The organism is Klebsiella terrigena (assembly GCF_006539725.1).
Taxonomy (GTDB): Bacteria; Pseudomonadota; Gammaproteobacteria; order Enterobacterales; family Enterobacteriaceae; genus Klebsiella; species Klebsiella terrigena.
On record NZ_BJNO01000007.1, the window covers coordinates 1 to 24,613 of the forward strand.

The 24,613-nt window shown below is 59.4% G+C and carries 25 protein-coding genes; 11 read left to right on the forward strand and 14 right to left on the reverse strand.

Annotated features, from left to right (window positions below; translation table 11 throughout):
* The first annotated feature begins 247 nt into the window (after positions 1 to 247).
* Both nadA and pnuC read left to right on the forward strand, forming a co-directional pair.
* Positions 248 to 1,291 (forward strand): quinolinate synthase NadA, encoded by a 1,044-nt coding sequence (gene nadA / locus RTE01_RS10345; protein ID WP_134525433.1) that lies wholly within the window; start codon positions 248 to 250, stop codon positions 1,289 to 1,291.
* Positions 1,292 to 1,324: 33 nt separating this feature from the next.
* Positions 1,325 to 2,044 (forward strand): nicotinamide riboside transporter PnuC, encoded by a 720-nt coding sequence (pnuC, locus tag RTE01_RS10350; RefSeq protein ID WP_041144648.1) that lies wholly within the window; start codon positions 1,325 to 1,327, stop codon positions 2,042 to 2,044.
* Here the strand turns inward: pnuC and zitB are convergent.
* Positions 2,041 to 2,979: a CDF family zinc transporter ZitB gene (gene zitB / locus RTE01_RS10355; RefSeq protein ID WP_134525434.1), complete on the reverse strand. Its 939-nt coding sequence runs from the start codon at positions 2,977 to 2,979 to the stop codon at positions 2,041 to 2,043. The two genes, pnuC and zitB, sit on opposite strands and share 4 nt — an antisense overlap.
* A gap of 122 nt (positions 2,980 to 3,101) precedes the next feature.
* Entirely contained in the window at positions 3,102 to 3,449 is a 348-nt protein-coding gene (locus RTE01_RS10360) for a YbgS-like family protein (RefSeq protein ID WP_041144650.1), read from the reverse strand.
* 318 nt (positions 3,450 to 3,767) lie between these two features.
* Here RTE01_RS10360 and aroG point away from each other — a divergent pair, with 318 nt between their 5' ends.
* Entirely contained in the window at positions 3,768 to 4,820 is a 1,053-nt protein-coding gene (aroG, locus tag RTE01_RS10365; protein ID WP_141334981.1) for a 3-deoxy-7-phosphoheptulonate synthase AroG, read from the forward strand.
* A gap of 90 nt (positions 4,821 to 4,910) precedes the next feature.
* Here aroG and gpmA read toward each other — a convergent pair whose 3' ends face one another.
* From gpmA to modE, 7 genes are all read right to left on the reverse strand, one after another.
* Entirely contained in the window at positions 4,911 to 5,663 is a 753-nt protein-coding gene (gene gpmA, locus RTE01_RS10370; RefSeq protein WP_041144652.1) for a 2,3-diphosphoglycerate-dependent phosphoglycerate mutase, read from the reverse strand.
* Between the two features lie 333 nt (positions 5,664 to 5,996).
* Entirely contained in the window at positions 5,997 to 7,040 is a 1,044-nt protein-coding gene (gene galM / locus RTE01_RS10375) for a galactose-1-epimerase (protein WP_132511658.1), read from the reverse strand.
* A complete protein-coding gene (gene galK, locus RTE01_RS10380; protein WP_134525435.1) occupies positions 7,034 to 8,182 on the reverse strand; it encodes a galactokinase in 1,149 nt (382 codons plus the stop codon). The genes galM and galK overlap by 7 nt, the downstream gene beginning before the upstream one ends.
* Positions 8,183 to 8,184: 2 nt before the next feature.
* Positions 8,185 to 9,231 carry a galactose-1-phosphate uridylyltransferase gene (galT, locus tag RTE01_RS10385; RefSeq protein ID WP_041144655.1) on the reverse strand — a complete coding sequence of 349 codons (1,047 nt, stop codon included), beginning with the start codon at positions 9,229 to 9,231 and terminating at the stop codon, positions 8,185 to 8,187.
* Positions 9,232 to 9,240: 9 nt separating this feature from the next.
* Positions 9,241 to 10,257 (reverse strand): UDP-glucose 4-epimerase GalE, encoded by a 1,017-nt coding sequence (gene galE / locus RTE01_RS10390; protein WP_041144656.1) that lies wholly within the window; start codon positions 10,255 to 10,257, stop codon positions 9,241 to 9,243.
* 206 nt (positions 10,258 to 10,463) lie between these two features.
* Complete coding sequence (modF, locus tag RTE01_RS10395; RefSeq protein ID WP_141334983.1) at positions 10,464 to 11,939, reverse strand: molybdate ABC transporter ATP-binding protein ModF; 1,476 nt, start codon at positions 11,937 to 11,939, stop codon at positions 10,464 to 10,466.
* 67 nt (positions 11,940 to 12,006) lie between these two features.
* Positions 12,007 to 12,795, reverse strand: coding sequence for a molybdenum-dependent transcriptional regulator (modE, locus tag RTE01_RS10400; RefSeq protein WP_041144658.1), 789 nt, complete (start codon positions 12,793 to 12,795; stop codon positions 12,007 to 12,009).
* Positions 12,796 to 12,947: 152 nt separating this feature from the next.
* Between modE and RTE01_RS10405 the strand changes: the two genes are divergently transcribed.
* From RTE01_RS10405 to modC, 4 genes are all read left to right on the forward strand, one after another.
* Positions 12,948 to 13,097 (forward strand): AcrZ family multidrug efflux pump-associated protein, encoded by a 150-nt coding sequence (locus tag RTE01_RS10405; RefSeq protein ID WP_041144659.1) that lies wholly within the window; start codon positions 12,948 to 12,950, stop codon positions 13,095 to 13,097.
* 153 nt (positions 13,098 to 13,250) lie between these two features.
* Entirely contained in the window at positions 13,251 to 14,027 is a 777-nt protein-coding gene (gene modA, locus RTE01_RS10410; protein ID WP_134525436.1) for a molybdate ABC transporter substrate-binding protein, read from the forward strand.
* The gene (gene modB / locus RTE01_RS10415) at positions 14,024 to 14,713 is read left to right on the forward strand and encodes a molybdate ABC transporter permease subunit (RefSeq protein ID WP_041144661.1); all 690 of its coding nucleotides are present in this window, start codon (positions 14,024 to 14,026) and stop codon (positions 14,711 to 14,713) included. The genes modA and modB overlap by 4 nt, the downstream gene beginning before the upstream one ends.
* A 2-nt stretch (positions 14,714 to 14,715) precedes the next feature.
* Positions 14,716 to 15,774, forward strand: coding sequence for a molybdenum ABC transporter ATP-binding protein ModC (modC, locus tag RTE01_RS10420; RefSeq protein WP_076944975.1), 1,059 nt, complete (start codon positions 14,716 to 14,718; stop codon positions 15,772 to 15,774).
* On the opposite strand, the gene RTE01_RS10425 is transcribed toward modC, so the two are convergent.
* Positions 15,775 to 16,593 carry a pyridoxal phosphatase gene (locus RTE01_RS10425; protein WP_041144663.1) on the reverse strand — a complete coding sequence of 273 codons (819 nt, stop codon included), beginning with the start codon at positions 16,591 to 16,593 and terminating at the stop codon, positions 15,775 to 15,777.
* A 173-nt stretch (positions 16,594 to 16,766) separates the two neighbouring features.
* Between RTE01_RS10425 and pgl the strand changes: the two genes are divergently transcribed.
* On the forward strand, positions 16,767 to 17,762 hold the full coding sequence (gene pgl / locus RTE01_RS10430; protein WP_041144664.1) for a 6-phosphogluconolactonase: 996 nt from the start codon (positions 16,767 to 16,769) through the stop codon (positions 17,760 to 17,762).
* 89 nt (positions 17,763 to 17,851) lie between these two features.
* Here pgl and RTE01_RS10435 read toward each other — a convergent pair whose 3' ends face one another.
* The 4 genes from RTE01_RS10435 to RTE01_RS10450 all read right to left on the reverse strand — a co-directional run bounded on the left by RTE01_RS10435 (position 17,852) and on the right by RTE01_RS10450 (position 21,240).
* Positions 17,852 to 18,655 carry an anti-sigma factor family protein gene (locus tag RTE01_RS10435; RefSeq protein WP_141334985.1) on the reverse strand — a complete coding sequence of 268 codons (804 nt, stop codon included), beginning with the start codon at positions 18,653 to 18,655 and terminating at the stop codon, positions 17,852 to 17,854.
* A complete protein-coding gene (locus RTE01_RS10440) occupies positions 18,652 to 19,203 on the reverse strand; it encodes an RNA polymerase sigma factor (RefSeq protein WP_115194002.1) in 552 nt (183 codons plus the stop codon). The genes RTE01_RS10435 and RTE01_RS10440 overlap by 4 nt, the downstream gene beginning before the upstream one ends.
* A complete protein-coding gene (locus RTE01_RS10445; protein ID WP_134525437.1) occupies positions 19,190 to 19,741 on the reverse strand; it encodes a tetratricopeptide repeat protein in 552 nt (183 codons plus the stop codon). The genes RTE01_RS10440 and RTE01_RS10445 overlap by 14 nt, the downstream gene beginning before the upstream one ends.
* 215 nt (positions 19,742 to 19,956) lie before the next feature.
* The gene (locus RTE01_RS10450; protein WP_041144668.1) at positions 19,957 to 21,240 is read right to left on the reverse strand and encodes a putative acyl-CoA thioester hydrolase; all 1,284 of its coding nucleotides are present in this window, start codon (positions 21,238 to 21,240) and stop codon (positions 19,957 to 19,959) included.
* A 275-nt stretch (positions 21,241 to 21,515) separates the two neighbouring features.
* Here RTE01_RS10450 and hutI point away from each other — a divergent pair, with 275 nt between their 5' ends.
* The 3 genes from hutI to RTE01_RS10465 are packed head-to-tail and all read left to right on the forward strand — an operon-like array spanning position 21,516 to position 24,510.
* Entirely contained in the window at positions 21,516 to 22,775 is a 1,260-nt protein-coding gene (gene hutI / locus RTE01_RS10455) for an imidazolonepropionase (RefSeq protein WP_166793714.1), read from the forward strand.
* On the forward strand, positions 22,772 to 23,728 hold the full coding sequence (gene hutG / locus RTE01_RS10460) for a formimidoylglutamase (RefSeq protein WP_141334987.1): 957 nt from the start codon (positions 22,772 to 22,774) through the stop codon (positions 23,726 to 23,728). Before hutI ends, hutG begins: the two co-directional genes overlap by 4 nt.
* A 56-nt stretch (positions 23,729 to 23,784) precedes the next feature.
* On the forward strand, positions 23,785 to 24,510 hold the full coding sequence (locus RTE01_RS10465; protein WP_041147549.1) for a histidine utilization repressor: 726 nt from the start codon (positions 23,785 to 23,787) through the stop codon (positions 24,508 to 24,510).
* The last annotated feature ends 103 nt before the right edge of the window (positions 24,511 to 24,613 follow it).

A 24,613-nucleotide genomic window follows, 5' to 3' on the forward strand; every position in this document is an offset into this window, starting at 1 on the left:
CAGGTTCGACAAAATCGCCGGGAGTAATATCCTGCACGACCCACCAACGCAATAGTCGCCTTTTTGCTCTTCGCGATATACAAGCTTCAACCCGCAGCGTTATCCCTTTTCCCACGGATAAATTCCCCACGACATTTTCTGTACAATCGGCTATCTTGTTTAGCATATAAAACACTACGGCCGTCCCGGTGCCGCGTGAAGGCATTTTAACGGTCTTTGAGTTAAGCCAGTAAAACGAGATTGCAAGATGAGCGTAATGTTTGACCCTGAAACGGCGATTTATCCTTTTCCCCCCAAGCCGATGCCGTTAAGCCGCGATGAAAAGCACTTTTATCGCGAAAAGATAAAGCGCCTGCTGCGCGAACGCGATGCGGTAATGGTTGCCCACTACTATACCGACCCCGAAATTCAGCAGCTGGCGGAAGAGACCGGCGGCTGCATCGCCGACTCGCTTGAAATGGCGCGCTTTGGCGCCCGGCACCCGGCATCCACGCTGCTGGTCGCCGGCGTGCGTTTCATGGGGGAAACGGCAAAAATCCTCAGTCCGGAAAAAAAGATCCTGATGCCGACGCTCCACGCCGAGTGCTCCCTCGATCTCGGCTGCCCCATCGATGAGTTCAATCAATTTTGCGATGCGCATCCTGACCGCACCGTGGTGGTCTACGCCAACACCTCCGCGGCGGTTAAGGCCCGCGCTGACTGGGTAGTGACCTCCAGCATTGCGGTTGAGCTGATTGAGCACCTTGATAGCCTGGGCGAAAAAATCATTTGGGCGCCGGACCGCCATCTGGGCAACTACGTGCAAAAACAGACCGGCGCAGACGTCCTGTGCTGGCAGGGCGCCTGTATCGTTCACGATGAATTTAAAACCCAGGCGCTGAGCAGAATGAAGTCGCTGTACCCTGAGGCCGCGGTGCTGGTCCATCCGGAATCGCCGCAGTCAATTGTCGATATGGCCGATGCCGTCGGCTCTACCAGTCAGCTGATCAATGCGGCGAGAACGCTGCCTCAGCGCCAGCTGATTGTCGCCACCGATCGCGGCATCTTCTATAAAATGCAGCAGGCGGTACCGGAGAAAGAGCTGCTGGAGGCGCCGACGGCCGGTGAAGGCGCTACCTGCCGCAGCTGCGCCCACTGCCCGTGGATGGCGATGAACGGCCTGAAGGCGATTGCAGAAGGCCTCGAGCACGGCGGCGCGGCGCACGAGATTCAGGTTGACGAGCAGCTGCGGACCGGCGCATTAATCCCGCTTAACAGAATGCTGGATTTTGCGGCTACACTACGGGGATAACCGACAACGCGTGCAATACGCTCTGGGGATAAGATGGATTTTTTAAGTACGCAGAATATTTTGGTACATATACCCATTGGCGCCGGGGGATACGACCTCTCGTGGATTGAGGCCGTCGGGACGATTGCCGGTCTGCTGTGCATCTGGCTGGCGAGTCTGGAAAAGATCGGCAACTATGCCTTTGGGCTGATTAACGTCACCCTGTTTGCCATCATCTTCTTTCAGATCCAGCTCTATGCCAGCCTGCTGCTGCAGGTATTTTTCTTCGTGGCGAACGTCTACGGCTGGTACGCCTGGTCGCGGCAGACCAGCAGCCATGAGGCCGCGCTGCAAATCCGCTGGCTACCGCTGCCCAAAGCACTGGGCTGGCTGGCGGCGTGCGTGGTGGCGATTGGCCTGATGACGGTATTTATCGATCCGGTGTTCGCATTCCTGACGCGGGTGGCGGTGACGCTAATGCAGGGGCTGGGGCTGCAGGTCGCCATGCCGGCGCTACAGCCGGATGCCTTCCCGTTCTGGGACTCCTGCATGATGGTGCTGTCGATAGCCGCCATGATCCTGATGACCCGCAAATACGTTGAGAACTGGTTGCTGTGGGTGATCATTAACGTGATCAGCGTGGTCATTTTTGCGCGCCAGGGCGTCTATGCGATGTCGCTGGAATACCTGCTGCTGACCTTTATTGCGCTCAACGGTAGCCGGATGTGGATCAACAGCGCGCGTGAGCGGGGTTCTCACGCGTTTTCTCGCTAATGATGATGCTGATGGGCGTGTCCGGAGTGAGCCATGTTAAGGCGGCACTCCGGGCCGCTGCAGGGCTGATACTCCATCTGCACGGTTGCGTGCTCAACGTCATACTTGTGATGCAAAAATTCCTGAATACGATTCAGCAGGGCGTCGTGATCGTGCGGTGGGACGACCTGGACGTGCAGCGTCATCACCGTTTTTTCTCCGACCAGCCAGACGTGGACATGATGCACGTCGCGGACTTCGGCCACCGAGCGGCGTAAATCACGCTTCAGGCCTTCAACATCCAGCGAACGCGGCGCGCCTTCCAGCAGTTCGTTCAGGCTCTCCTGCAGCAGGCGCCAGGCGCTGCGCAGCACCAGGCATGACACCAGCACCGACAGAATCGGGTCAATCGGGGTCCAGCCGGTGGTTAAAATCACTATTGCGGCGACGATCGCCCCTACCGAACCGAGTAAATCACCCAGCACGTGCAGCGCCGCGGCGCGAACGTTAAGGTTGCGCTCCTCGCCGCCGCGGTGAAGGATCCAGAAGGCCATAATATTGGCCAGCAGCCCGGCAACGGCGATCGCCATCATCGGCGCCCCGGCGACGGGCTGCGGATGGTTAAAACGCTGAATCGCTTCCCATACGATAAGAATGGTAATCACCACCAGCGCGATGGCGTTGACGAAGGCGGCGAGGGTTGTCAGACGCAGCCAGCCGAAGGTATGGCGGGCGTTGGGCGGGCGGTGGGCAAAACGGACGGCCAGCAGGGCGAAGAGCAGGGCGGCGGAGTCGGTGAGCATATGCCCGGCGTCGGCCAGCAGCGCCAGAGAGCCTGAGAGCGCACCGCCAATGGCTTCAACCACCATAAAGCCGGCGGTGATGATAAAGGCCAGCAGCAGGCGGCGAGCGTTATTATCCTGCGGCTGCTGAGCTGAAGTATGCGAGTGCGCCATGGTGTCATCCCCTGATTATTATCATTATTACTGTATGACATCATACCGATTTTCGGTGAATAAAATAAAAAAGGAGAGCCGCGGCTCCCCCTTATTTTCAGCCCTTATTTCAGGCGTGGATGCTACTGTGTCGTCCCGTCCGTTTTGCTGCCGTTATCGCTCGGGGTGCTTTCCGGGCAGCGGCCATCCTTGCACATCGCGTTTTTATGCGCTTCGTCGCTGGTCATACCGTCATGGTTCATGGTTGAACCGTCGGAGTTAAGCATCTTGTCGCCAGAGTTGATCTTGTCGTTATCAACCTTGTTTGGCGCGACGTTGGCGCGGGCATCAGGTGCGACCTGCCCGGCATCAGCGGAGGCGTTGGCCTGTCCGTTGTTGGATTGGGCGCCGGTATCTGCAGCCAGCGCGGCGGCGCTGCTCAGGCCAAGGGTGGCGGCTAAAAAGAGTGGGGTGAGGATGGTCATTTTCATAGGATGCTCCTGTTATGGTCGATATGTCGGATAACCTCTTCCAACAGTGCATGTGCCAGCGCTCGCTCGCGCTCTATGGTTAAAAGCTTCACATCAATAAGTTACATCAGCACGGAATACTGATTAGCGGCGTGAAGATTGCTCTTAACAGTTAAAAATTGTAGCTCATGGCCTGTTTTTCGCTTCTTTATTGCGAATTTTAATCTATTTTCAGGATTAATCTGTCGTCACTGTAAAATCACGTTTACACTTTTTGAACGAAGAGATAGATTGGAGGGATTGCATTTAAATAGATAAGATGGCAGAGCTGGAAAGAAAATGAATTATCAGAACGACGATTTACGCATTAAAGAGATCAACGAATTACTCCCTCCCGTTGCGCTTCTCGAAAAGTTTCCCGCGACCGAAAATGCTGCTAACACCGTTGCGCATGCTCGTAAAGCGATCCACCAGATCCTCAAGGGCAACGACGATCGCCTGCTGGTTGTGATTGGGCCCTGCTCAATTCACGATACGGCTGCGGCGAAAGAGTACGCTGAGCGCCTGCTGACGCTGCGAGAAGAGCTGAAAGGCGAGCTGGAAGTGGTGATGCGCGTCTATTTCGAGAAACCGCGCACTACTGTCGGCTGGAAGGGGCTTATCAACGATCCGCACATGGATAACAGCTTCCGCATCAACGACGGCCTGCGCATTGCGCGTAAGCTGCTGCTGGAAATTAACGACAGCGGGCTGCCGGCGGCGGGCGAATTCCTTGATATGATCACGCCTCAGTACGTGGCTGACCTGATGAGCTGGGGCGCAATCGGCGCGCGTACCACCGAATCTCAGGTTCACCGCGAGCTCTCCTCAGGCCTCTCCTGCCCGGTTGGCTTTAAAAACGGCACCGACGGGACGATTAAAGTCGCGATTGATGCGATTAACGCCGCCGGGGCGCCGCACTGCTTCCTGTCGGTGACCAAGTGGGGTCATTCGGCGATTGTGAACACCAGCGGCAACAGCGACTGCCATATCATCCTGCGCGGGGGCAAAGAGCCGAACTACAGCGCGAAGCACGTTGCTGAAGTGAAGGTCGGGCTGGCGAAAGCGGGTCTGCCGGCGCAGATCATGATTGATTTCAGCCACGCCAACTCCAGCAAACAGTTTAAGAGACAAATGGACGTGGGTAGCGACGTTTGCCAGCAGATTGCCGGCGGCGAGCAGGCGATTATGGGCGTGATGATTGAAAGCCATCTGGTGGAAGGCAGCCAGAGCCTGGAGAGCGGAGAGCCGCTGACCTACGGTAAGAGCGTGACCGATGCCTGCATTGGCTGGGAAGACACCGATACCATCCTGCGCCAGCTGTCGAATGCGGTGAAAGCCCGCCGCGGATAGTACCGTTCGCCGTCCGTGCGCGAAGCGCGGGCGGAATGAAGAACAAAAAAAAGCGTGGAGCAATCCACGCTTTTTTTATGCCAGCGAAAATTACTTCGCTTTGCCCTGGTTCGCTACTGCCGCCGCTTTTGCCGCGATTTCATCAGCGTTGCCCAGATAGTAGTGTTTGATCGGCTTGAAGTTTTCGTCAAACTCATACACCAGCGGTACGCCGGTCGGGATGTTCAGTTCGAGGATCTCTTCTTCACCCATGTTGTCGAGGTATTTAACCAGCGCACGCAGGGAGTTACCGTGAGCGGCAATGATAACGCGCTCGCCGCTTTTCAGACGCGGCAGAATGGTTTCATTCCAGTAAGGCACTACGCGCTCGATGGTCAGCGCCAGGCTTTCGGTTACCGGCAGCTCGGCATCGGTCAGCTTCGCGTAACGCGGATCGTGGCCCGGGAAGCGCTCGTCGTCTTTGGTCAGCTCCGGCGGCGTAATAGCAAAACCACGGCGCCACTGCTTAACCTGCTCGTCACCGTATTTTTCAGCGGTTTCAGCTTTGTTCAGACCCTGCAGCGCGCCGTAGTGGCGTTCGTTCAGTTTCCAGGATTTCTCAACCGGCAGCCAGGCTTGATCCAGTTCGTCCAGCACGTTCCACAGGGTATGGATGGCACGTTTCAGCACAGAGGTATAAGCGAAGTCGAAGCTGAAGCCTTCCTCTTTCAGCAGTTTACCTGCCGCTTTTGCTTCACCCACGCCTTTCTCGGACAGATCGACATCGTACCAACCGGTGAAACGGTTTTCGTTGTTCCATTGGCTTTCGCCGTGACGGACCAGTACCAGCTTAGTTACAGCCATTCTCTCACTCCTCAATACAACACGCCGTCCTTCGCGCTGTGGCTCAGCGGCCGCCCTGTTCATCCTGCGCGCATAGCTAGCTATGTTTTGCGGGACTCACTCAGTGGCCGAATCGATACAACCCGAACGCTGCGGTGTATGCGTTTATTGATTGATAACTATTCTCATTATATTGCTGTGATTTACCTCACGGCAACGCTTATCCCTAACCATAGCGAAAATAGTGGCTCAGTGTAAGATGCTTGTAAATCAGCGGTTATATTTTTGTCTGAAGGTGGCGCAATTTACGTCAAAGTGGCGAAAAAAAAGCCCTCCATCAGGAGGGCGGGGGGCTTATCTGGCGATAAACTGGTATTCCGTCAGGCTGACGTACTCCTCGCCCGGGCGCAATACGCAATCCGGCTGCGGCCAGTGCGGGTGGTTTGGCGAGTCGGGCAGGAATTCGCTTTCGAGCGCCAGGCCCTGCCAGTCGGCGTACGGCTGCTCCGTGCGCGACGGCGTGCCGCCGAGGTAGTTGCCGGAATAGAACTGCAGCGCCGGGGCGGAGGTGTAGACCGTCATCTGCAGCTTTTCATCCTGCGACCACAGGTGAGCCGCCGGCTGGCCGGCGTCGCCCTGCGCCTGCAGCAGAAACGCATGATCGTAGCCTTTCACCTTGCGCTGATCGTCATCGCTCAGGAAACGCTCCGCCAGCAGCTGAGGCTCGCGGAAGTCAAAGCTGGTTTCGGCCACGTCGCGCAGATCGCCGCCGGGGATCCCGTCGCTCTCTACCGGCAAATAGCGGTCGGCGAAGAGCTGCAGCCGATGCTGGCGAACGTCGGTCTGCTGGCCATCAAGGTTAAAGTAGACGTGGTTGGTCAGATTCACCGGGCAGGGCCGATCGACGGTGGCGCGGTATTCGATGGCAATACGGTTATCGTCGGTCAGGCGATAGTGCGCCGTAGCCTGCAAAGCCCCCGGGAATCCCTGGTCGCCGTCGGCGGAAGAGAGTGAAAACAGCGCCTGACGCTCGTCGGCGCTGACTATCTGCCAGCGGCGCTTATCAAATCCGTCCGGCCCGCCGTGCAGCTGGTGGCCGGCGTCAGTAGACGGCACCACGTTGACGGTATGGCCATCGAGCATAAAGCGGCTGTTGGCGATGCGGTTGGCATAGCGGCCGACCGAGGCGCCGAGAAAGGCCGCCTGGCGGGTATACTGCTGCGGCGAGGCGCAGCCGAGCAGGGCTTCGCGGACGCTGCCGTCAGCCAGAGTGACTCTGGCGGAGAGCAGCGTAGCGCCCCAGTCCATCAGCGTGACTACCATCCCGGCGTCGTTGCGCAGGGTAATGAGTCGCCACGGCTGGCCGTCCGGCGCGCGTTCTGTGGTTTGATTTAGCACTGGCCGGCTCCCTGGGAAGGTTTGCAAACGTAGAAGGTCTCTTTAATCCCGGTTTTTGCTTCATACTGCGCGGCAACGGCCTGCTGAACGGTATCCACCAGCTCTTCCGGTACCAGCGCGACGATGCAGCCGCCGAAGCCGCCGCCGGTCATGCGTACGCCGCCTTTGTCGCCGATGGTGGCTTTAACGATCTCAACCAGGGCGTCAATTTGCGGGACGGTGATTTCAAAATCATCGCGCATCGAGGCGTGGGATTCCGCCATCAGCTCGCCCATCCGCTTCAGGTCGCCTTTCTCCAGCGCGGTCGCCGCTTCGACGGTACGGGCGTTTTCGGTCAGCACGTGGCGAACGCGCTGAGCAACGATCGGATCCAGCTCCGCGGCCACGGCGTTGAACTCGGCAAGGGTGACGTCACGCAGCGCCGGCTGCTGGAAGAAGCGCGCGCCGGTTTCACACTGTTCGCGGCGGGTATTGTATTCGCTGCCGACCAGGGTGCGTTTAAAGTTACTGTTGATGATCACCACCGCCACGCCTTTCGGCATCGAGACGGCCCTGGTGCCCAGCGTGCGGCAGTCAATCAGCAGAGCGTGGTCCTTCTTGCCCAGCGCGGAGATCAGCTGGTCCATTATGCCGCAGTTACAGCCGACGAACTGGTTTTCCGCTTCCTGGCCGTTCAGCGCGATTTGCGCGCCGTCCAGCGGCAGATGATAGAGCTGCTGGAATACGGTGCCGACGGCAACCTCCAGCGAAGCGGAGGAGCTTAGGCCGGCCCCCTGGGGTACGTCTCCGGCAATCACCAGATCCGCGCCGCCGAAATGGCCGCTGCGCTTCTGCAGATGCTTCACCACGCCGCGCACATAGTTGGACCACTGCTGGGTATCGTGGCTAATAATTTTGGCATCCAGCGAGAACTCGTCGTACTGATTTTCATAATCGGCGGCAATCACGCGTACCACGCGGTCGGCGCGCGGCGCGCAGCTGATGACCGTTTGATAGTCAATGGCGCAGGGCAGCACGAAGCCGTCGTTATAGTCGGTATGTTCGCCGATCAAATTAACGCGGCCCGGAGCCTGAATGGTGTGGCTGGCAGGGTAGCCAAATTTCTCGGCAAACAGGGCTTGGGTTTTCTCTTTCAGACTCATTGTTATTCTCCGGATTCGCGAAAATGAACGTCGCTGACCGCGCGCAGACGCTCGGCGGCTTGTTCCGCCGTCAGGTCACGCTGGGTTTCGGCCAGCATTTCGTAGCCGACCATAAATTTGCGTACCGTAGCGGAACGCAGCAGCGGCGGATAAAAGTGGGCGTGAAGCTGCCAGTGATTATTGTCTTCACCGTTAAACGGCGCGCCGTGCCAGCCCATCGAGTAGGGGAATGAGCACTGGAACAGGTTGTCGTAACGGCTGGTCAGCTTTTTCAGCGCCAGCGCAAGATCGGTGCGCTGGGCGTCGGTTAAATCGGTCAGGCGCAGGACGTGCGCCTTCGGCAGCAGCAGGGTCTCAAATGGCCAGGCCGCCCAGTAGGGAACGACGGCCAGCCAGTGTTCAGTTTCGACCACCGTGCGGCTGCCGTCGGCGAGCTCACGCCGGGCGTAATCCACCAGCATCGGCGTGCCGTAGTCGGCGTAGTGCGCTTTCTGCAGGCGATCTTCGCGTTCGGCTTCGTTCGGCAGGAAGCTGTTGGCCCAGACCTGGCCGTGCGGATGCGGGTTGGAGCAGCCCATCGCGGCGCCTTTATTCTCAAACACCTGCACCCACGGGTAGTGCTGGCCGAGATCGGCCGTCTGTTCCTGCCACGCTTTAACCACGCCTTCCAGCGCTTCAACGCTCAGCTCAGGCAGCGTTTTGCTGTGGTCTGGCGAGAAGCAGATGACCCGGCTGGTCCCGCGCGCGCTTTGACAGCGCATCAGGGGATCGTCGCTTTCCGGTGCGTCCGGGGTATCGGTCATCAAGGCCGCAAAGTCGTTAGTAAACACGTACGTACCGGCGTAGTTCGGGTTGGTATCACCGGTGACGCGGGTGTTACCCGGGCACAGGAAACAATCCGGATCGTGCGCGGGCAAGGTCAGTTTTGCCGGCGTCTCCTGCGCCCCTTGCCAGGGGCGCTTGGCGCGATGCGGGGAAACCAAAATCCACTGCCCGGTTAACGGGTTATAGCGACGGTGCGGATGGTCGACGGGGTTAAATACGCTCATGACGGTTCCTTAGTCTGGGTAACCCTGCGGATGACGGGACTGCCAGTGCCAGGTGTCCTGTGCCATCTCGTCAAGGTTGCGCGTGACGCGCCAGTTCAGTTCACGGTCGGCCTTTTCGGCGTCAGCCCAGTAGGCCGGGAGATCGCCTTCACGACGCGGCGCGAAGTGGTAGTTAATCGGTTTGCCGCAGGCTTTGCTGAAGGCATTAATGACGTCAAGGACGCTGCTGCCTACGCCTGCACCAAGGTTATAAATATGCACGCCTGACTTACCGGCCAGTTTTTCCATCGCCGCAACGTGCCCGTCCGCGAGGTCCATGACGTGGATATAGTCGCGCACGCCGGTGCCATCCTCGGTCGGATAGTCGTTACCGAATACCGCCAGCGATTCGCGACGACCCACCGCCACCTGCGCAATGTACGGCATCAGGTTGTTAGGGATGCCCTGCGGGTCTTCGCCCATATCGCCGGACTGGTGAGCGCCAACCGGGTTGAAGTAGCGCAGCAGCGCAATGCTCCAGTCCGGCTGAGCTTTCTGCAGGTCGGCAAGAATTTGCTCGACCATCAGCTTGCTTTTGCCGTATGGGCTTTGCGGCGTGCCGGTCGGGAAGCTTTCAACGTAAGGGATTTTTGGCTGGTCGCCGTAGACGGTGGCGGAGGAGCTGAAAATAAAGTTTTTGACGCCGGCGGCGCGCATGGCGGCAACTAATTTTAATGTGCCGGTCACATTATTGTCGTAGTATTCCAGCGGTTTGGCGACGGATTCGCCGACGGCTTTCAGCCCGGCAAAGTGGATCACCGCCTCAATGGCGTGATCGTGCAGGATCTCGGTCATCAACGCTTCATTGCGGATATCGCCCTCAACAAAGGTCGCTTTTTTCCCGCCAAGACGCTCAATCACCGGCAGTACGCTGCGCTTACTGTTGCAGAGGTTGTCGAGAATAATCACTTCATGCCCCTGCAGCAGCAGCTGCACGCAGGTATGACTTCCAATGTAACCGCTACCACCTGTAACCAATACTTTCATGACTCGCTCCAATAGGCTTATCGTATGTGAAGACGATAGCATATCAAAGAACGAAAAAGTGTGACACAGACCAAATTGGTGGTATCGCTTACACTAAAATACATAAACGCTATATTTAAATTATTATCATTTTAAAACATGAGCTTAGTTGTTATTTGTGAACTTTTTCTGAAAAAATTCAGGGATCCGCAGATCCCTGAATTGGCCTATTTTGCCAGCGGACCGATTCGATAAGTGTAATCGTCTCCACTGGGGATAAACTCGAGGCGGTGGGTGATGCAGTCCGGGGCATCCTCGGCGTGGTGGGAGACAAACAGCAGCTGGGTTGCCCCTTCGCTAATCAGCACGTCAACAAAGCGGCGTACCAGCTGGCGGTTAAGAGGGTCTAGCCCCTGCAGCGGCTCGTCGAGGATCAGCAGCGTCGGGTGTTTCACCAGCGCGCGCACAATCAGCGCCAGGCGCTGCTGGCCCCACGACAGGCTGTGGAACGGGGCGTCGGCGGTGCGGCCGTCGATACCCAGAATATCCAGCCAGGTCTGCACCAGCTTGCGCTGCTTATCGGAAACGGCCTGATAGATGCCTATCGAGTCGAAATAGCCCGACAGAATGACGTTGCGCACGGTGGTGCTGACGCGATACTCCAGGTGCAGGCTGCTGCTGACGTAGCCGATATGCTTTTTGATATCCCAGATGGTTTCGCCGCTGCCGCGACGGCGGCCAAACAGGGTCAGATCGTTGCTGTATCCCTGCGGATGATCGCCGGTTATCAGGCTGAGCAGGGTCGATTTCCCGGCGCCGTTGGGCCCGACTATCTGCCAGTGCTCGCCGGGATTGACCTGCCAGCTCAGGTGATTGAGGATTGCCCGGTCGTTATAGGACACCACCCCGTCGTTGAGGATAATGCGCGGCGTATCGGCAACCAGAGAGTGGCGGGCGGCGGGGGCATCCGGCTCCGGCAGTGCGATCCCGTCAAGCTGCTCGCTGTGGGCCAGTTGAGCGATCAGCGCCTGCTGCAGCAGGGTCTGCTTCTCCCCGATTTCGCTTAGCGTACAGTCCGCCAGCACGCCGGCAAACTGGACGAAGGCGGGGATCTCGTCGAACCGGTTGAGCACCAGCACGAGAGCGATGCCCTCGCCGTGCAGGGTCGCCAGCAGCTCGGCCAGCTGGTGGCGGGAGGCCACGTCAAGGCCATCGAAAGGCTCATCGAGGATCAGTAAATCCGGTTTCGCCATCAGCGCCTGGCACAGCAGCGTTTTGCGCGTCTCGCCGGTAGAGAGATATTTAAAACGGCGCTGCAGCAGGCTGGAAATGCCAAACAGCCCGGCAAGATGCGCGCAGCGTGCGGCATCCTTATACTCATCCTGGATTATCTCATGGGTAAAGCGGCCGGTGTCGTCTTCACCCGGGCTGAGCAGATCGGTGTTGTTGCGCTGCCACTCGTCGCTGACCAGCTTCTGTAGCTGTTCAAAGGAGAGGCGGGTGATGCGGGAGAAATCACTTTCACGCTCGCCGGAGAGCAGGGTGAGTTCGCCGGATAGCGCGCGGGCCAGCGCGGATTTACCGCTGCCGTTGCTACCGACGAAGGCCCAGCTTTCGCCGGCGCCAACGGTGAGGTGTTCAATATTTAACGTTTTTGTGTCGCTCAGGCGGAACGTGCCTTGCGATATTTGCAATGATGACATTGTGTATCCCACTTTTTGCAGCAATATGCTTCAGGGATACGTCTTCAGGCGGGCAATGTCAATCCCGTCAGCACAAGGTGGCAATAATGATGCGGTCGGCATTGAAATAGGCGATCGCCTCGGCGCCTTCAGCCAGCCCTTCGGTCTGCTCCCGCGGCAGGGTTGCGCACAGGTTCTGACCGTCCGGCAGCGCCATCAGCACTTCGCACTGCTCCGGCCCGTATTCAATATGGTCGATCCGTCCCGTCAGCTGGTTGTCGGCCTCTGCCGCCACGGTCGGGTCCTGGGTCATACCGACCCACGGCGCTTTCAGCAAAACCAGCACCTCCTGGCCTTCATCCAGGCCGAGCCGTTCGGCGCTTCGGGCGGTGATCGCGACTTTTAGGCGGGTTTGGCCGTCGGCCAGCAAAACCTCAACGTGCTGCTGCACCTGCTGATGGTCGCGGCCGGTGATGGTGCCAAACCACTGGTTACGGGCGCTGGTTTGCAGGGAGAAGCGGGAGATGGCGGCGAGCAGGCTGTCGAGGGGCAGCGCGTCGTCGTCGCTCAGGACGTCAAACGCTTTCTGCTGAATCTGCGCCAGCAGGTCGTAAAGCTGGATCAGCCGCTGGCCGTAGCGGGTCAGCACCGCGCCGCCGCCGCCTTTACCGCCGGTGGCGCGGTCAACCAGCGCCTGCTCGCTCAGCTGATTCATTTCATTAATGGCATCCCACGCGCTTTTATAGCTAATGCCGGCATTTTTCGCGCCCTGGCTAATGGAACCCGTCTGGTCAATTTGCTTCAGCAGGGAGATGCGGCGAGGGTCGGCGAACAGGCGCTGCTGTAATTTCAGGGTGAGGAGAATTTCGGCCTGCATAATAATATCCTGGCAAAAAGGCTATTGTGACCGATAGCGGGCATCTTGCAAGATAGTTCTCTGGCGGTAGTCGGCGAGGCATCGCACAAATGGGGCGTGTTTTTCCTGCTGAAACGGTTACACTTAAGCATTCGTACTTTCTGGAGCCAACTATGTTAGAGCTATTGAAAAGTCTGGTTTTTGCCGTGGTCATGGTCCCGGTGGTGATGGCTATCATCCTCGGTTTGATTTACGGTCTGGGCGAAGTGTTCAACATCTTCTCCGGCGTCGGTCATAAAGATCGCGGCCAGCAAAAAAACTGATTTCCTGACGCCCGGTTTCGCCGGGCGTTTTTTTATCCCTCCCTTTTTATCTCTCCCTTTTGATCCTCATCTGGTTACCGCCAATTGGCGCTGGGAAAACTCTGCGCACATCGTTATATTGTTTATTACATAACGCACACGCAGGAGTTTCAGATGGCACGTCAATGGGTACGTATTTTTGTCGGAGCAACGCTAACGCTCTCCGTTGCCGGACAGGCGCTGGCTGAAGAGGGGAAGATAACGGTCTTCGCGGCGGCTTCATTAACCAACGCGATGCAGGATATCGCGAAGGCCTATAAGCAGGAGAAAAAGGTTGATGTGGTCTCATCTTTTGCCTCCTCTTCAACGCTGGCACGGCAAATTGAGGCGGGCGCGCCTGCTGACCTGTTTATCTCCGCAGACCAGAAGTGGATGGATTACGCGGTCGAGAAAAAAGCGATCGATACCGCCACGCGCGCCACGCTGTTGGGTAACAGCCTGGTCGTCGTTGCGCCTAAGGCCAGCACGCAAAGTGAGATTACCATCAGCAGCAAGACCGACTGGACCAGCCTGCTGAAGGGCGGTCGTCTGGCGGTGGGCGATCCGCAGCACGTGCCGGCCGGGATTTATGCTAAAGAAGCGCTGCAAAAGCTGGGTGCGTGGGATACCCTGTCAGCAAAACTGGCTCCGGCGGAAGACGTGCGCGGGGCGCTGGCGCTGGTTGAACGTGACGAAGCGCCGCTGGGCATTGTTTACGGCTCGGATGCGGTTGCCAGCAAAGGGGTTAAAGTTGTGGGGACCTTCCCGGAAGATTCGCATAAGAAGGTTGAGTATCCGCTGGCCATCGTTGACGGTCATAAAAATGCGACCGTTACCGCATTCTATGACTACCTGAAAGGGCCCGAGGCGTCAGCCATCTTCAAACAATACGGATTTACTACGCGCCAATGATTTTAAGCGATCCCGAATGGCAGGCGGTGCTGCTGAGCCTCAAAGTATCATCCCTGGCGGTGGTGTTTAGCTTACCCTTTGGGATCTTTTTTTCCTGGCTGCTGGTCAGGCGCAGCTTCCCCGGAAAAGCGCTGCTCGACAGCCTTCTCCACCTGCCGCTGGTGCTGCCGCCGGTGGTGGTCGGCTACCTGCTGCTGATTGCGATGGGCAGGCGCGGTTTTATCGGCAGCTGGCTGTATGACTGGTTTGGCCTGACGTTTGCCTTCAGCTGGCGCGGTGCGGTGCTGGCGGCGGCGGTGATGTCGTTTCCTTTAATGGTGCGGGCGATTCGCCTGGCGCTTGAAGGGGTCGATATCAAGCTTGAGCAGGCGGCGCGTACCCTGGGCGCCGGGCGCTGGCGGGTGTTCTTTACCATCACGCTGCCGCTGACGCTGCCGGGTATTATCGTCGGCACCGTGCTGGCCTTCGCCCGCTCGCTGGGCGAGTTTGGCGCGACCATTACCTTCGTTTCTAATATTCCCGGCGAAACGCGCACCATCCCCTCGGCAATGTATACCCTGATCCAAACCCCGGGCGGGGAGGGCGCCGCCGCGCGCTTATGCTTAATTTCCATCGTGCTGGCGCTGATCTCGCTGCTGGTTTCCGAATGGCTGGCGCGCCTCAGCCGCGCGCGGATGGGGAAATAACGATGCTTGAACTCGATTTTACCCAGACGCTGGGAACCCACTGCCTGAGCATTCAGGAGACGCTGCCCGCCAGCGGTATTACCGCGGTGTTTGGCGTATCCGGAGCCGGTAAAACCTCGCTTATCAACGCCATCAGCGGCCTGACCCGGCCGCAGAAAGGGCGCATTGTGCTCAACGGCAGGGTGCTGAACGATGTTGAAAAGCGGATCTGCCTGGCGCCGGAAAAACGGCGCATTGGCTACGTTTTCCAGGACGCCCGCCTGTTCCCGCACTACAAAGTGCGCGGCAATTTGCAGTACGGCATGGCGAAGAGTATGGCCGGCCAGTTCGATAAGCTGGTGGCGCTGCTGGGGATTGAGCCGCTGCTCGACCGTCTGCCGGGCGGGCTCTCCGGCGGCGAGAAGCAGCGGGTGGCCATCGGTCGGGCGCTGCTGACCGCCCCCGAGCTGCTGCTGCTTGATGAGCCGCTGGCCTCGCTGGATATTCCGCGCAAGCGCGAGCTGCTGCCCTATCTGCAGCGGCTGGCGCGGGAAATTAATATCCCGATGCTCTACGTCAGCCATTCGCTGGATGAGATCCAGCATCTGGCGGATAAGGTGCTGGTGCTGGAAAACGGCAGCGTGAAGGCGTTTGGCGATCTCGAAGAGGTGTGGAGCAGCAGCGTGATGCACCCGTGGCTGCCGCAGGACCAGCAGAGCACCATACTCACCGTTTCGGTTGTCGCCCAGCATCCGCAGTATGCGATGACCGCTCTGGCTCTCGGCGAGCAGCGGCTGTGGGTTAATCAGCTTGACCGGCCTGCGGGCGAGTCGGCGCGCATTCGCGTTCAGGCCTCCGACGTATCGCTGGTGCTGGAGCAACCGCAGCGGACCAGCATTCGCAATATTTTACGCGCGCAGGTCGTGCAGTGTATTGAAACCAACGGGCAGATTGAGGTGCAGCTGGAGGTCAGCGGCCGCACGCTGTGGGCGCGCATTAGCCCGTGGGCCAGAGATGACCTGGAGGTGAAGCCAGGTCAGTGGCTGTATGCACAAATCAAGAGCGTGTCGATTAGCGCCTGATCACAGCAGGTTGCGGTTGATAAAGTCGGCAATACTGTTGCTTTCGTTCTCGCCAATCACCACGTTCGCGCGCGCTTTGACTTCGTCTACCGCGTTACCCATCGCCACGCCGGTACCGGCGGCTTCCAGCATGCTGAGGTCGTTATAGTTGTCGCCGAAGGCCACTACGTCCTGCATTGATAGCCCCTGGGCTTCAACCCACTGCGCCAGGCGCTTGCCTTTGCTGTTGCCGGCGCGGGCAATATCGACCTGATCGTGCCACGACCACTCGCACTCCAGCCCCAGCGTCTGGCCGACGTGCTGCGCGAACTGCTGCAGTTTAGGAATGTTTTCGTCGGTGAGGGCGAACTTCCACACCGCCTTCACCTCGCGCGCCGCCTGCGCCAGGGAGTCCACCTGGGTGAAGACCGGGCGCTGCTCCGGCGGCAGCGACTCTGCCCAGCGGGCGGTACGGATGACGTGCCCGGTCGGGTGTTCGTAGAGCATGGCGTCGTCGACGTACATCAAGCCGTGAACGTCGTGGTCGGCGAGCATCGCGGTGAGGCTCAGCGCCTTATCGACCGCCATCGGATCGGCCTGCAGAACCTTTTTTGCCTGATAATCATACAAATAAGTGCCATTACAACAAATTGCAGGTGTATCCAGAGCCAGTGCCTGATAAAAAGGATGGATCGCGACGTGATGTCGACCCGTGACGACGATCACCTGGTAACCGGCCGCGCGGGCACGAGCCAGCGCCTCAAGCGAGGCGGGCAGGATAGTCTTGCTGGAGGTCAGTAGGGTGCCGTCTAAATCCAGGGCAATCACGCGTGAGGTCATGTGTTGTTTCCGGTTAATGGTGAAAAGTGAGCAGGCCATGATGGTACACCGCTGTGCCTCAGGGGCAAATTTTTCAGCATCTACCGTTAAAAGAGTCTATACATTGCATCGAACAAGCAGTTTGATGAATGAAATGTATAAGTTTTCCACGTGCAGTGAGGAAAGGAGCAGTCATGAAACAAACCGTTTATACCGCCAGCCCGGAAAGCCAGCAGATCCACGTCTGGAGCCTGGATCTTGAGGGAAATCTGACCCTGGTGCAGGTTGTCGACGCCCCGGGCCAGGTGCAGCCGATGGTGGTGAGCCCGAATAAAGAGTATCTCTACGTCGGCGTGCGTCCGGAGTTTCGCGTACTGGCCTACCGCATTGCGCCAGATAACGGGGCGCTGACCTTCGCCGGTGAAGCCGCGCTGCCGGGAAGCCCGACGCATATCTCCACCGACCGGTTGGGCCGCTTTGTGTTCAGCGCCTCGTATAATTCGGGCTGCGTGAGCGTCACTCCGCTGACCGACGGTCTGCCGGGTGAAACGGTGGCGGTCGTTGAAGGTCTGGAAGGCTGCCACTCTGCCAATATCTCTCCGGATAACCGCACGCTGTGGGTTCCGGCGCTCAAGCAGGACCGCATCTGTCTGTTTACCCTCAGCGATGACGGTTTCCTGGCCGCACAGGATCCGGCGGAAGTCACCACCGTTGAAGGCGCCGGCCCGCGTCATATGGTGTTCCATCCGAACCAGCAGTACGGCTACTGCGTGAACGAGCTGAACAGCTCCGTTGACGTCTGGGAGCTGAAGGATCCGCACGGCAAAATTGAGTGCGTGCAGACGCTGGATATGATGCCTGCCGACTTTACCGGCGTGCGCTGGGCGGCGGATATCCACCTGACCGCCGACGGCCGTCATCTCTACGCCTGCGATCGTACCGCCAGCATTATCACCATCTTCAGCGTCTCCGAAGACGGCAGCGTGCTGGCGATTGAAGGCTACCAGCCGACCGAGGCCCAGCCGCGCGGCTTTAACCTCGATCACAGCGGCAAATACCTGATTGCCGCCGGGCAGAAATCCCACCACGTCGCGGTGTATGAAATCAGCGGCGAGCAGGGCCTGCTGCAGGAGAAAGGGCGCTATGCCGTCGGTCAGGGGCCGATGTGGGTCGTTGTTAACGCCCACTAAGCCAAAGTGGCCGACAAAACCTCGCTGCGGCGAGGTTTTTTTATGCGCCGAGCAGACTTAAGCCGCCCTCCGGGCGGGCGGCGTTGCGCTTATGACAGCGCCGCCTGCAGCGTCCGGGCGCTGCTTTGCAGCTCTGCGCCGGGGTTGCGGCCAATTAAGACGAACTGATATCCCCGATCGTGCCACCAGGCGAGATTCATCCCGTGGCGCTGCTCGCTGCTAATCTCCGCGCTGCCCGGCTGGCGTTGCGCAGAGATGCACAGCGCCATGGGGCCATACTCGGCGTGCATCCAGGCAATCTGCGCGATGGAGGTGCTGTCGTAGCGCAGCATGCGGACCATTTTAAGCTCCGCGCCCTGCAGCCTGAGCTGTTGTTCATTGAGATGCAGGCCAAGGTCCTCGGCGGTGCGCGTCAGCCCGCGCTGCAGAAGCGGCGGCGAGCTGTCGAGATCGAGCAGCGTTTCGGCGCTGTAGAGCGACATATAGCGGGCCTCAAGATCGCGAATGTTGTCGCTCTCATCCTGCTCGTCCGCCGCCGGGCGCGCCAGATAGCCGACTCCGCTACCGATCAGCAAAAAGCTGATCGACGCGGCAATCATTGCGCGGCGGCTAAAAGACGGACGCGGCGCGGCCGTGCGGCTATCCTCGGCCTCTGCCAGCTGCGCGTCGAGCCTTGCCTGCATGCGCTCCAGCGGCGCCTCATCGAGCAAGGGCGCAAAGGCCTGGCGATAGTTCTCATTGCTGCTCATCAGCTCGGCGGTGCGGGCGGCAAGCTGGCCATCGCTCTTGAACGCTGCCTCGAAGCTGCGGGCGTCGGCGTTGCTCATCTCACCGTCCAGCCAGGCGACGATGGCTTCATCGTTATAGGGAGGCGTAAAACTTAACGATTTCAAGAGCGTTTCTCCTTCGCTGAGGGCGGGGTAGCTATCGATTTTGCCAGCGTCAGCCTTGCCGCCGCCAGCCGGCTCATAATGGTACCGACCGGCACCGACAGGGTGTCAGCCGCCTCCTGATAGGTAAAGCCTTCGACATACACCAAAAATACGGCATTGCGCTGGGCTTCCGCCAGCGCGCCCACGCGGCGCATAATTTGCCGGTACTGCAGGCTATCTTCCGCCATTTCGCGGGAATCAGGCGCAACCAGCTCTTCGCTGTCGACGAATCCTTGCCCCATCCGCACGTGGCGCGCGCGCAGCTCTGAAATCCAGATGGAGTGGAGAATAGAAAACAGCCATCTGTCGATACGCGTGCCCGGCGTATACTGCGCGCTCCTTTCGAGCGCGCGTACGCAGGTGGACTGTACCAGCTCCTCGGCGACATCGCGGCTGCGCGACAGGACCAGCCCGTAGCGCCAAAGGCGGGAGAGATGCGCGGCGAGCTGTGAGCGAACTTCACTGGTTGTGATTTTCTTACCCTCGTGACGATAATCAGGATTCAGGATGCCCGTTAATGGCCGCCTGCAGATCGCGATACTCCTCGCAGCCCTGGCCGCAGATCCCGGCAATCACCTTCAGCTGTTCCTTGGCGAGATCCGGACGACCTTTTATCATCCATGCTTCACCCAGATACTCCCGGGCTTTGGCATAGTTCGGCGCCAGCGCCAGCGAGCGCTGATAGTAACCGATGCCTTCGTCCGTGCGTCCGAGCTTGCGGGTCGCATAGCCGCGGTAGTTCCAGGCCTCGGCCGTATTGCTGTTTTTTAACGAATCCAGCAGGTTCAGTGCCGCCTGGTATTCGCCTTTTTTCGCCAGATGGTAGGCGTAGTTAGTTTTATCCTGATCGCTGAGGCTGCTGGTTTTCTCCGGCACGCACTGTTTAGTGGCGCTGTCATAAACCTGCCCGCTCGGGCAGTCAGGCGTTTTACTCTCGGTGCTATTATCGCCCATGGCAAAAACCGGCGGCACGGACAGGAAAAATAGCAGTGCCGGAATGGCCATGCGGCGCGAGGCGGGGCGTAATACGGATGAAAGTACGTTCATTTTAGTCTCCAGAATGGGCGAATGCGCGACCGGGCGCGGCGCCTGGGCGTAGAGCCGAACCGCAGGAGGTAAGCGCCGTCGTTGTCTTTCATCGTGTAAACGCGCCAGCGGGCGTTTTTATTCGCCTAAAAAGCGTCTTTTTTTGCGCAGGGGGAAAGCCGGGCGGGAAGAGAGGGGCAAAGGGGGGAGGCGGCTCCCCCCTTCAGGCAGGACGATTACTGCTTAGGTTCAGCCACGATAAAGCTTCCCACGCCGCGGTTGTTGTATTCCCACATGCGGTTGAAGCCGTCGTCGTTGAGGTTACGCTGCGCAACGCCTTTGGCGTCTACCGCGCCGGTATTACCGCTGAAGGCGCGGTTAGAGGCTGCCGCATCGGCCCACGGCTTAGCGATATTAAAGCCTTCGTTAATCACGCTATCGCGGATAACCACCTGACCGTTGGTGTTGCTATCAACGTCCAGAGAGCGGCCCAGCTGCGCGACGCCATCGCCGGAAGCGGTGAAGCGGCTGTTGATGGCGAGGAAGCCGTAGGTGACGCTCTTCAGCGTCGCCGGCGCAAAGACGTAGCCCTCTTTCTGCGTGCGGGAATTCACGACGCGGAAATCGGTGTTATCAAAGACAACGGCGCCGCGGCCGGCAACGATATCAACGTCGCCTTCAATATAGCTGTTGCTGACCAGCGTGCGGGTCTGGCGATCGTTCTGCAGACGGTTCTGCACGCCGCTGTTGGTCACGAAGAAGGTGTTCTGGCGACCGAGAATATTGACGTTGTTAATCTGCACCTGGTCGCCATCGCTGCGCAGCGCGACGGCCTGGTGGGTGCCGGCATCAACGCTATCGCCGAGGTTGTTAGCGATGGTCAGATTCTGCAGCTGCAGGCCGTTATTCTGCGACCAGAAGACCGCAGAGCACATCACGCCGACGGTGGCGGTACGCTTGCTCTGGCAGCTGTCGAACATATACCACGCCGGTTTGCCTGGCATATATTTTCCGGCCGGATTGACCAGATGACGCCAGCTGGTGACGTCCATTTCTGAATCGATCGCCTGGCTAATTTTCACATCCAGCGGCTTCTCGCCGGTACCGTAGAGGGTCAGCGCGCCGGGGGCGGCCGGGACATACACGGTACCGGTATATTCACCCGGCATAATCGCAATGAACTGACGGCGGTCAGAGTGACGGGCAATTGCCGCATCGACGGCGGCCTGGATCGTGGTGTGGGTCACGCCCTGAGTCCCCGCAGGCCCGACGACGAAGTCAGGCTGGGCCGGCGCGGCAATGGCCGCCGGCGTCCACGCCGCGGCGTTCGGGTTGAGCGACTGGAAATAGCTCGCGGGCAGGAAATTCTTCGCTTCATCGGCGCTTAAAACGGGGCGAGAGGCGGTACCTGGCGCTGCCTGGGTAGAGGGTTTCTGATCGGCAGGGGTTGAGCTGCAGGCGGATAACGTCACGCCGAAGGCCAGCGCCAGCGTCAGTCGGGAAACTGAAAATGTGTTCATGTTGCTCCGGGCAAGAATCAATTAGCTATACCCGCCATATTTCAAGCCGCTTCTTTGCTGGCAGCGTGCGCCTGCCACCTCGATACGGGCCGAATTATTTGGGGTGTGTGAATAGATAAGCTCTTTAAAACCTGCTTTTTTATACTAAGTTGAGCAAAACGGGAAGACGCTGAGCCAAAAAGTTAGCGTTATGCTGTTTTGCACCCGCAGGCGGAGCCGTTCGCAGTCACAAAAAAATAACAATAATCCCTGCTTTTATTGACATTCATGGTGGAATGAAAATAAATGTCTATACAACCCATGACAAGTTGACCGCTATGACTGAAGCCACTTCCGATCTCGTTATCTGGCGAAACGCCCGCCTCGCCACGTTGAACCCACAGGACTCGCGGCCTTATGGCCTGCTGGATCGCCACGCGCTGCTGGTGCGCAATGGCCGGATTGAAGCCGTGATCCCCGAAAGCGACGCCCCGGCCGGGCGCAGCGTTGACCTTAGCGGCAGGCTGGTGACGCCGGGGCTGATTGATTGCCATACCCACCTGATCTTCGGCGGCAGCCGGGCGCAGGAGTGGGAGCAGCGGCTCAACGGCGTCTCTTATCAGACCATCAGCGCTAACGGCGGCGGCATTAACTCGACGGTGCGCGCCACCCGCGAGAGCAGCGAAGCGCAGCTGCTGGCGCTGGCGCAGCCGCGCCTCGATCGCCTGCTGCGTGAAGGGGTGACGACGGTTGAAATTAAGTCCGGCTACGGGCTGGATCTGGAAAGCGAACGCAAGATGCTGCGCGTGGCGCGACAGCTGAGCGAAAGCAATGCGTTTGAGCTGTCGGCCACGCTGCTCTCCGCCCACGCGACGCCGCCGGAGTATAAAGGTGACCCCGACGGCTATATCACCCTGGTCTGCGAAACGCTGCTGCCGGTGCTGTGGGAAGAGGGACTGTTTGAAAGCGTCGACGTGTTCTGTGAAAACGTCGGCTTCAGCCCGCAGCAAACCGAGCGCGTGTTCAAGGCGGCACAGGCGCGCGGAATTCCGCTGAAGGGCCACGTCGAACAGCTCTCCTCCCTCGGCGGCGCCCAGCTGGTGAGCCGCTATCGCGGGCTCTCTGCCGACCATATCGAATATCTGACGGAAGAGGGCGTGGCGGCGATGAGCCACAGCGGGACGGTCGCGGTGCTGCTGCCCGGCGCGTTCTATTTCCTCAACGAGACCCGCCAGCCGCCGGTAGAGCTGCTGCGGCAGTATCAGGTCCCGATGGCGGTGGCGACGGACTACAACCCGGGCACCAGCCCCTTTGCCAGCCTGCATCTGGCGATGAATATGGCCTGCGTCAAGTTCGGCCTGACGCCGGAGGAGGCGTGGGCCGGCGTGACCCGCCACGCGGCGAGGGCGCTGGGGCGTCAGGTGAGCCACGGTCAGCTGGCGGCGGGATTCGTCGCCGATTTTGCCATCTGGGACGCCGAACATCCGGTAGAGATGGTGTATGAACCGGGGCGCAGTCCGCTCTGGCATCGCGTAGTACGAGGAGAGATGCAATGAAGCTGTGGCAACCGACGCCCGCCGGGCTGTGGCAAGGGCGCGACGACAGCGGCGAAGCCGCCAACGCGCTGCGCCTGTTTCAAACGATAGCGCGGGCGGAGCGTTTCGCCCCCGACGAGCAGCCGGGCGACATTGCCCTGCTGGGCTTTGCCTGCGATGAGGGCGTACGGCGCAACCTCGGGCGCACCGGAGCGGAAAAGGGGCCCGAGACGCTGCGGCGGGCGCTGGCGAATATGGCCAGCCACGGCGGCCACGACCGCTGCGTGGATATGGGCACCGTTAGCGTGATGGGCGAGGCGCTGGAGGAGGCTCAGCAGGCGCTGCGCGAGGCGGTGGCCGCCTGCCAGCGCGCCGGCAAACGCACCCTGGTGCTGGGCGGGGGCCACGAAACGGCCTTTGGCCACGGCGCCGGCGTGCTGGACGCGTTCCCCGACCAAAAGGTCGGCATTATCAACCTCGACGCGCATCTCGATTTACGCTTTGCCGAACGGGCCAGCTCGGGGACGCCGTTCCGCCAGCTGGCGCTGGAGTGCGAGGCGCAGGGGCGCGGCTTTCACTACGCCTGCATCGGCGCCAGCCGCGCGGCGAATACCCAGGCCCTGTGGGATGAAGCGGCGCGTCGCGAGGTGCGGGTCATTGAGGATCTGGATGTTCTGCAAGCCTATGAAGAACGGGTTGCGCCGGAAATCGCGCGCCAAATCGCCCTCTACGATCGCCTCTACCTGACCATCGACCTTGACGTCATGCCGGCCCGCGAAATGCCGGCGGTCTCGGCTCCCGCGGCGCTGGGCGTGCCGCTGACCACGCTGCTGCGCATCGTTGAACCGCTGTGCCGCAGCGGCAAGCTGCAGGCGGTGGATCTGGTGGAGTTTAATCCGCAGTTTGACATCGATAGCCAGGGCGCCCGCACGGCGGCCCGGCTGGCATGGCAAATCGCCCATTGGTGGCGCTGACGATTCAGTATATTCTGATCGTTTCGCCGCCCATTGAGAATAAGGAAAGCCAGGCTATGTTTTCACAGCAATCTCGCTCCGCGCCGGCACCGTTCTATGAAAAGGTGAAGCAGGCGATCAGCGAAAAGATCCAAAGCGGCGTCTGGCGCCCGCACGATCGCATCCCTTCGGAAGCGGAGCTGGTGGCGCAGTTTGGTTTTAGCCGTATGACCATCAACCGCGCGCTTCGCGAGCTCACCGACGAAGGCCTGCTGGTGCGCCTGCAGGGAGTAGGGACCTTCGTGGCGGAGCCGAAGGGGCAGTCGGCGCTGTTTGAAGTTCGCAGCATCGCCGATGAAATCGTCTCCCGCCACCACCAGCACCGCTGTGAGGTGCTGCTGCTGGAGGAGACCCAGGCCGACCTTATCCAGGCGGCGGCGCTCAACGTCGCCGAAGGCACGCGGATATTTCACTCCCTGATGGTGCATTTCGAAAACGACGTACCGGTACAAATTGAGGACCGCTGCGTCAACGCCACCGTGGTGCCGGACTATTTGCGCCAGGACTACACCGCCACCACGCCGCACGACTACCTGTCGCTGATTGCCCCGCTAACCGAGGGGGAGCATATTGTCGAAGCGGTGCAGGCGAGCGCGAAGGAGTGCGAGCTGCTGCACATTCATGCCCACGATCCCTGCCTGATGATTCGCCGCCGTACCTGGTCGACGACGCATATTGTTTCCCACGCCCGCCTGCTGTTTCCCGGCAGCCGCTATCGCCTGCAGGGGCGCTTCGGCTCCTGATCCTCAGCGCGTCGGCAAAAGCGTGATTGCTGACGCAATATAACAAAATTGTATCATTTCTGTTAAATCCTGGCTTGCGTAGAGTTGTATAGACAAGTATATG